Origin of the sequence: Nocardia sp. CA-120079, from assembly GCF_050955745.1 — a bacterium.
GTDB lineage: Bacteria > Actinomycetota > Actinomycetes > Mycobacteriales > Mycobacteriaceae > Nocardia.
The window spans coordinates 1418605-1425955 of the sequence record NZ_CP192088.1 but is presented as its reverse complement, the minus strand read 5'-3'; the positions used below and the strand labels follow the sequence as shown (position 1 = coordinate 1425955).

The window sequence follows — 7351 nt, the reverse complement described above, 5'->3', positions numbered from 1 at the left end:
TCAATAAGCGCGAGCACCGGCTGCCGATACGGTGTCGCGCGCCGGACCGACGAGCACGAACAAGGTCTGGCCGTACACGATCTCCAACACGCGCGCGGTCTCGATCGTGTCGAGCCCGCGTTGCTCCCTGGCCAGCGCAGCCAGCGCCAAATGATCCGAGACCTGCGAAGACGACGTGCACTTCACCGCCGCCCGCGACGATACGGTCGCCCGCCGCTCGGATACCATCCGGTACTCGATGGCATCGTCGCCGCCTCCGGCATCGTTACCCGACTCGTCGGCCACACCATCCAGGACACCAGTAATCACAGCGCTCCGCACAGCGGTCGCTGTACCGAATGCAAAACAATCCCCGGCGGCCCCGCCGCCGGAACAACCCCCCGAACCACCGATATACCGACTGTGGACATACCGGACACCTCTACTCGAAATCAACTGTCCTCAGGGATTCGCAACGGACACGTCAACCGATTGCATCAGACTCGATCTAATTCGCGGATAAGGATTCCTTCAGACGAACCTGCCCGTGCGTACTAGCAACCAACAAGCAACTTACCTGCACAATGCGACGATTCGCCGTTGTCATCCGACATCACGACCGATTTGCCGCATTTGCGAGCAAAGCATCCTTTCCGCCGCACATGACGGCAATTGCGTTGTCGGTTCGCCGTGAATTCAGGGTATGAGCACCGCAACGAGTTCGCGAATACGTTTTTCATCCAGGGGCGCTCGCCCGATCGAAGCCAGGGTGAGGTAGCCCACGATCAGATCGACGATCGTCCCTGTCGATACGCGCACAGCCAGATCACCAGCGCTCTGCGCGGCGTGCAGACGTTCGATGATCAGCTTATTGACCGGTTCGGTAAGAATGCGATCGAATGCGTCGCTTTGGTCAGGGGCGGCGGTCGATGCGGTGGCCAGCGCGCGAACGACCGAGCCGACGCCGGGCTGTCGCAGGTAGTCTGCGATGCCGTCGAGCCACGCGGCGAGGTCTCGGCGCAGATCACCGGTATTCGGCACCGGACTGGCGGTCATCACGAAGACGCCCTGCAAGACCGCGTCGGCCACAACTTCGGCCTTGGAGCCCCACACCCGGTACAGCGTCTGCTTGGCCGCGCCCGCCCGCGCGGCGATGGCCTCCATCGTGACCGAGTCGTAGCCGTGTTCGACGAGAAGTTCAGCGGCAGCGGCCAGGACCGCCGACCGAAGCCGCAGGTTCACCGGACGACCCGCCCGTGCCGCGACTGCTACAGCCGCACCGCGCACAGACCTGGAATCGGCAGCATGTCGGTACAGCCGACGGCGTCATCATCATCTAAACGCGCCGCATCGGTCCTGGGCAGATCGGCGCCGATGGTCGTTCTCGTCTCGTCCTGCATGGCACTCACGCCCCGACCAATTCGCCGTCGATGGATTCCGATTCGTGGTGTTCGAGACGGGCCTGCTTGGGCAGCGCCAGGAATCCCAGGCTGACCAGCACCATCAGCGCCATTCCGAACCACAGGGTGTAGCCGAAGGTGTGCGCGAAGTTCACCGCGTTGGCCTGGGTGCCCGCGCTCGAAAGAGTCTGTGTTACAGCGGGAGAGGCCATGTCCTGGTCGGTGCGGCAGCTGTCCGGAATCGCGGTCGGATCCACCTGCGCCGACCGATCCCGTACGCAGGCACGGAAGTTCGCGAGAATCGTCGCCTGTACGGGACCGGGCAGATGCTGCGCGGCCAGTTCGGCCTGGGCCTGCGGGGTCACGGCGTTCACGCCACGGGCCGAATCATGATCCAGCTGGGTGAAGAACACGACGCCGACCAGCGCGACACCCAGCGCCATGCCCAGCTGCTGGCCGGTGTTGAGCAGCCCGGAGGCACTGCCCGCCGCGTGCGTGGGCACCTGGCCGATCAGCAGGTCGATCGTCGGCGCGACCACCGCTCCGAACCCGATGCCGGTGATGAGCAGCGGAAAAATCATCTGCCACGAGGCGAAATCGCTCTCGTAGTGCGCGGCCGTCCAGCCGTAGAGCATGAGGCCCGCCGCGGTGACGAGACCGCCTCCGATGAGCACGCGCCGTCCGAATCGAGGGGCGAGCGCATTGACCGACGTGCCCGCGCCGATGCCCGCGCCCACGGCGAAGAACACCGCGGTCAGACCGGCCCGCATGGGCGTCCAGCCCATCCCGACCTGCATGAACAGCGTCCACACCAGGAAGAATCCGCCGAATCCGATCCAGAACAGCAGCCAGGCCACGAGCCCCACCGCGAACGGCCGCGAGCGGAACAGCGCGAGGTCGATCAGCGCCGAACCGGCCACCCGCGCCCGCCGCCATTCGTAGGCGACGCACACCGCGAACACCACGGCGGCGGCCGCCATCATCACGAAAGTCCAAGCGGGCCAGTCGAGTCGGCGGCCCTCGGTGAGCGGGTAGACGAGCAGTAGCACCGCACCGATCGCGAGCACCATGCCGAGCACATCCAGCCGCGGCGTGGCCGTCGAGCGCGAGTCCCGCATGACCGCGGCCGCCGCGAGCAGCGCGAGGATGCCGACCGGCACGTTCACCAGAAAGATCGGGCGCCAGGTGAGACCGAAAAGATCGGCCTGGACCAGCAGGCCGCCCAGGGACAGGCCGACCGCCGAGGCCGAGCCGCCCACACCGCCGTAGAGCGCGATCGCCTTGGCGCGTTCGTTCCTCGGGAACGTCACCCGAATGGTGGCCAGGATCTGGGGCACCATCAGCGCGGCGAAGACACCCTGGATGAAGCGGGATCCGATCAGCATCGCCGGGCTGGTGCTGACGCCGCACGCCAGCGAGGCCAGGGTGAATCCGGCCATGCCGACGAGGAAGACCTGTTTGCGGCCGTAAATGTCACCGAGGCGGCCACCGGTGATCATGACCGCCGCGAACGAGAGCACGTACGCCGCGACGATCCATTCGAGCTGGGAGTACTGGGCCTTCAGGTCGGTCTGGATGCTCGGCAGCGCCACGTTGACGATCGTGGCGTCGAGCAGATCCATGAACCCGGCGGCGAGCACCACGCCGAAGGCGATCCAGCGGCGCGGGTCGAGCGGGGGTGAGTCCGGGGTCGGTTGGGAGATGGCCATGGGAGACCTCGTTTCGGGCGGTGAACGAAAGCGACATCACAAACTATGCACCTAGTGTGCTTATCCCGCAATATGGCAATCACTAACGGTGTTTATCACGCAGTTGTGCAATCACGATAGGTTCGCAAACTGGGAGTATGCTGCTAGCGTGACCGAGGTTGATTCGTCGTTCGTGCCGCTCTCCGAGCGCACGGCATTTCTCGTTGGGCAACTGGGGTTCCATGTCGGATTCCAGTTCACGGATGCGCTGGCGCCATTGGGAATCGGGCCGCGACAGTACGGGATGCTGCGATTGCTGCACGCGCGCGACGGGCAGACCCAACAGCAGTTGTCGGACACCCTGCGCATCCACCGCAATGCGATGGTCGGCCTGGTCGACGACCTCGAAAAACGCGGCCTGGTGGAGCGGCGCCGCCATCCTGCCGACCGCCGCGCCTATGCGATACACCTGCTGCCCGGGGCCTACGAACTACTGGCGAAGACCGAACCGCTGGTGGAAAAGCAAGACGCAAGCCTGCTCGAGCCACTCGATCCCGGCGAACGAGCCACTCTGCGCGCACTGCTGAACAAGGTCGCCGTCGGCGCCGGCCTCGCACCCGGGGTCCACCCCGGCCTGGCCCGCGGAATGGGACCTACCTGCTAGACGTGCACGCCGGCGCGGGACAGTGCCGTCTGGGCGCGGGTGTTGTGCAAGACGCGGGCGGCGACGGGTCGACGCTCGTTTTCGTAGGTGTCGAGCAGTTCACCGGATGCGCTGCACCGCGGCCGCGAGCTTCCAGTCGTGCGGCTCTACGTGCCCCCAGTCGGACTCGAACCGACACTTTGCAGATTTTAAGTCTGCTGCCTCTGCCAATTGGGCTATAGGGGCGCCCGGTCAGCGTACCGACTCGTACTGCCGTACCGGAATTCTGTTCTGCAGGCTAGTGCATCTCCGGTGGTGGCCAGAGTAATGCCGCCGTTTCGCGGTCATGTGCCGTCGTGGGCGCCTACCGATGCGGTGCCGTCAGCGGAATTCGCATCCGGCGGGTCGGCGAGGACGGAGTGGCGGCGGCCGTAGGCGAAGTAGACGATCAGGCCGACGGCCATCCAGACGAGGAAGCGCAGCCAGGTTTCGACCGAGAGGTTGAGCATCAGCCACAGACAGGCGAGTACGGCGAGGATCGGGATGAGCGGGACCAAGGGCACGCGGAAGCCGCGCGGGAGGTCAGGACGGGTGCGGCGCAGGATGAGGACGCCGATGGCGACCAGGACGAAGGCGAAGAGGGTGCCGATATTGACCATCTCCTCGAGGGTGCCGAAGTCCACGAAACCGGCGAGCGCGGCGCAGACGACGCCGACCACGATGGTCAGCCGGACCGGAGTGCCGTTCTTGCCGGTGTGTGCGAGCTGACGCGGCATCAGTCCGTCGCGCGACATGGCGAACAGCACGCGGGTCTGTCCGAGGAACATCACCATGACGACCGTGGTGAGTCCGGCGAGCGCGCCGATGGAGATGATGTTCTTGGTCCAGGTGGCGCCGTGCTGCGCGAAAGCCGTTGCGAGCGTTGCGCGGTCACCGGACAGCGCGGTGTAGGGCACCATTCCGGTGAGGATCAGCGATACCGCGACATAGAGAATCGTGACGATCACCAGCGAGCCGAGAATGCCGCGCGGCACCGAGCGCTGCGGATTCTTCGTCTCCTCCGCCGTGGTCGCGACGACATCGAAACCGATGAACGCGAAGAACACCAGACTGGCCGCGGCGAGCAGGCCGTACCAGCCGAAGGTGCTGTGTCCGGCTCCGGTGAAGTAGGAGAACAGCGACTGGTGCAGCCCCTCCCCTCCCGCGCCGGACTGCGACGGCGGGATGTAGGGCGTCAGGTTCGACTTGTCGAAGTAGGTGGCGCCGACAACGATAACCACCGCAATCACGCTCAGCTTGATGGCGACGGCCACCGCCGAAACCCGCGACGACACCTTGGTGCCGACCGCCAGCAGCACACCCAGGACCGAGATGAGAAGTACCGCACCCCAGTCGAAGTCGATCGGCCCCAGATGCACGATCGGCGAATGCGATCCCATCACCTCACCGAGGTACTGCGACCACCCCTTGGCGACCACCGAAACCGCGAGCGCGAACTCCAGGATCAGATCCCAGCCGATGATCCATGCGACGAGCTCGCCGAAGGTGGCGTAGGAGAACGTGTACGCGCTGCCGGCAACCGGGACCGTGGAGGCGAATTCGGCGTAGCACAGCGCGGTCAACCCGCAGGCGATAGCGGCGAAGATGAAGGCGAGGGAAACCGACGGTCCGGCGACATTGCCCGCGGTCCGCGCGGTGAGCGTGAAGATGCCGGCGCCGACGACCACGGCGACACCGAAGACGGTGAGGTCCCAGGCGGTCAGATCCTTGCGCAGTTTCGAATCGGGTTCGTCGGTGTCCCGGATGGACTGCTCGACCGATTTGGTGCGGAACAGACCGCCCCATCGAGTTCCTGGGGTCGCCAACAGTGTCTCCTTGCTGTCGTCAACGGGTGCTGTGTTGAATTCGCGGCGCTCCCGGGGCCCTCCGTGGTCACGCAAGCTACCGCCTCCGTGCCCGTCGCTCACGCCGCTGTGCTGATTTCCCTAATGCACACCGGCCATATGTCGGCTCACCCATGGTGTGAGTGCGGCGACGATCAGACCGGCACAGATCGCTACTGCTCCGGTGATGCCGAAGTACGCGAATTCGTGGTCCGCGTCATAGAACCGAGCCAAAGTACCGGACATCGAGGTTCCGATGCCAACGGAGAAGAAGTACAGCGCCATCATCTGGGCCCGGAACGCCTCGGGCGCCAGCTGCGTGGTGACCGAGAGGCCGATCGGGGAAAGCAGCAGCTCGGAGACCGCGAAAGCGCCCATGATGAGCAGTACCGCCAGCGCAGGCACCGATTTGCCGCTGCTCCCCGAGAACAGCACGAACAACCAGAACGCCAGCCCCATACCGATCACGCCGAGGGCGAATTTGCGCGGCGTACTCGGCGCCCGATTGCCCAGCTTGGTCCACATCAGCGCGAACAGCGGCGACAGGCAGATGATCCACACCGGCTCGACCGAACCGATCCAGTTCGACGGTGCGGTCCAGCCGAAGATGGCCCACTTCATCCGCTCATCGGAGTACACCGCGAGGACCGTGAAGATCTGCTGGAACAGCGACCAGAAGACCGCATTCGCGATGAACAGTGGAATGAAGGCGCGGACCCGGCTGCGCTCGACGGGCGTCACCTTGGCGCTGGTCAGCATGAGTACGAAATAGGCGAGCGAGGCCGCGATGATGACGCCGGTGGTGACCTCGGAGAGGTTGTCCAGGCTCACCAGCCCGGTGATCAATGCGAGCGCGACCACGATGGCCGTACCGGCCACGATGCCGAGGATCGGCCCGACGGCGTTGCGCGGCAACGGGTTGGGCACATGCCTACCGGCGGTGCCGAGGTTGCGCCGGAACACCACGTACTGCGTCAGGCCCAACGCCATGCCGACGGCGGCCGCACCGAAACCGTAGTGAAAACCCCAATTCCGTTGCAGCAGACCGGTGAGCAGCGGACCGACGAACGCCCCCAGGTTGATGCCCAGATAGAACAGCGTGAAGCCGCCGTCGAAGCGCGGATCACCCGGCCGGTAGAGGGTACCGAGCAGCGAGGACGCGTTGGCCTTCAGTCCGCCGCTGCCGAGCGCGACCAGCACCAGGCCGACTCCGACACCGCTCAGTCCGGGCAGAATCGCCAGCGCGATATGCCCGGCCACCACCACGATGCCGCCGTAGAAGACGGTGCGCTCCATGCCGATCAACCGGTCGGCGATCCACCCGCCGAGCACCGTGGACAGATACACCAGCCCGCCGTACGCGCCGACGATCCCGACGCCGGTGCTCTGCGACAGACCGAGCCCGCCCTCGGTCGTCGAGTAGTACAGGTAGTACCCGAGGATGGTGAGCATTCCGTAGAACGAGAAGCGCTCCCAGAGTTCGACTCCGAAGAGATTGGCCAACCCGATGGGGTGGCCGAACAGGGTCCGCTCCCCAACTGGTTGCTCGGCCATTGCTGCGTCGGACATGCTCAGACCCTCCCATATGGGTAGGGAATTTCCGGCATCCTGAACAAAGTTTCCCTGCTCACCGCCGATATGGCCGGGCAAGCCAGAACTGCCGCCGCAGCAATCCGCCAACCGGTACGTCCATCTTGGAAATACCGCTCCAGCACGCCTTTTCAGCGAATTCGGGGCAATGTCGAATATTCGTCGGCC

7 protein-coding genes and 1 tRNA gene are annotated in these 7351 nt (G+C 65.1%); 1 reads left to right on the top strand and 7 read right to left on the bottom strand.

Going from position 1 to position 7351, the window contains the following annotated elements:
• The 4 genes from ACQPYR_RS06530 to ACQPYR_RS06515 all read right to left on the bottom strand — a co-directional run bounded on the left by ACQPYR_RS06530 (position 1) and on the right by ACQPYR_RS06515 (position 3088).
• On the bottom strand, positions 1 to 285 hold the full coding sequence (locus tag ACQPYR_RS06530; protein WP_433628783.1) for a hypothetical protein: 285 nt from the start codon (positions 283 to 285) through the stop codon (positions 1 to 3).
• Positions 286 to 675: 390 nt separating this feature from the next.
• Positions 676 to 1221 carry a TetR-like C-terminal domain-containing protein gene (locus tag ACQPYR_RS06525; RefSeq protein ID WP_433628780.1) on the bottom strand — a complete coding sequence of 182 codons (546 nt, stop codon included), beginning with the start codon at positions 1219 to 1221 and terminating at the stop codon, positions 676 to 678.
• A 26-nt stretch (positions 1222 to 1247) separates the two neighbouring features.
• Positions 1248 to 1388: a hypothetical protein gene (locus ACQPYR_RS06520; protein ID WP_433628777.1), complete on the bottom strand. Its 141-nt coding sequence runs from the start codon at positions 1386 to 1388 to the stop codon at positions 1248 to 1250.
• Entirely contained in the window at positions 1385 to 3088 is a 1704-nt protein-coding gene (locus tag ACQPYR_RS06515) for an MFS transporter (protein WP_433628774.1), read from the bottom strand. The genes ACQPYR_RS06520 and ACQPYR_RS06515 overlap by 4 nt, the downstream gene beginning before the upstream one ends.
• 148 nt (positions 3089 to 3236) lie before the next feature.
• Here ACQPYR_RS06515 and ACQPYR_RS06510 point away from each other — a divergent pair, with 148 nt between their 5' ends.
• Positions 3237 to 3731, top strand: a complete 495-nt coding sequence (locus ACQPYR_RS06510; protein WP_433628772.1) for a MarR family winged helix-turn-helix transcriptional regulator — start codon at positions 3237 to 3239, stop codon at positions 3729 to 3731.
• Positions 3732 to 3882: 151 nt separating this feature from the next.
• On the opposite strand, the gene ACQPYR_RS06505 is transcribed toward ACQPYR_RS06510, so the two are convergent.
• From ACQPYR_RS06505 to ACQPYR_RS06495, 3 genes are all read right to left on the bottom strand, one after another.
• Positions 3883 to 3956, bottom strand: a tRNA-Leu gene (locus tag ACQPYR_RS06505).
• Positions 3957 to 4054: 98 nt separating this feature from the next.
• Positions 4055 to 5575, bottom strand: a complete 1521-nt coding sequence (locus tag ACQPYR_RS06500) for an amino acid permease (protein ID WP_433628769.1) — start codon at positions 5573 to 5575, stop codon at positions 4055 to 4057.
• A 120-nt stretch (positions 5576 to 5695) separates the two neighbouring features.
• A complete protein-coding gene (locus tag ACQPYR_RS06495) occupies positions 5696 to 7162 on the bottom strand; it encodes a peptide MFS transporter (protein ID WP_433628767.1) in 1467 nt (488 codons plus the stop codon).
• Between the last annotated feature and the right edge of the window lie 189 nt (positions 7163 to 7351).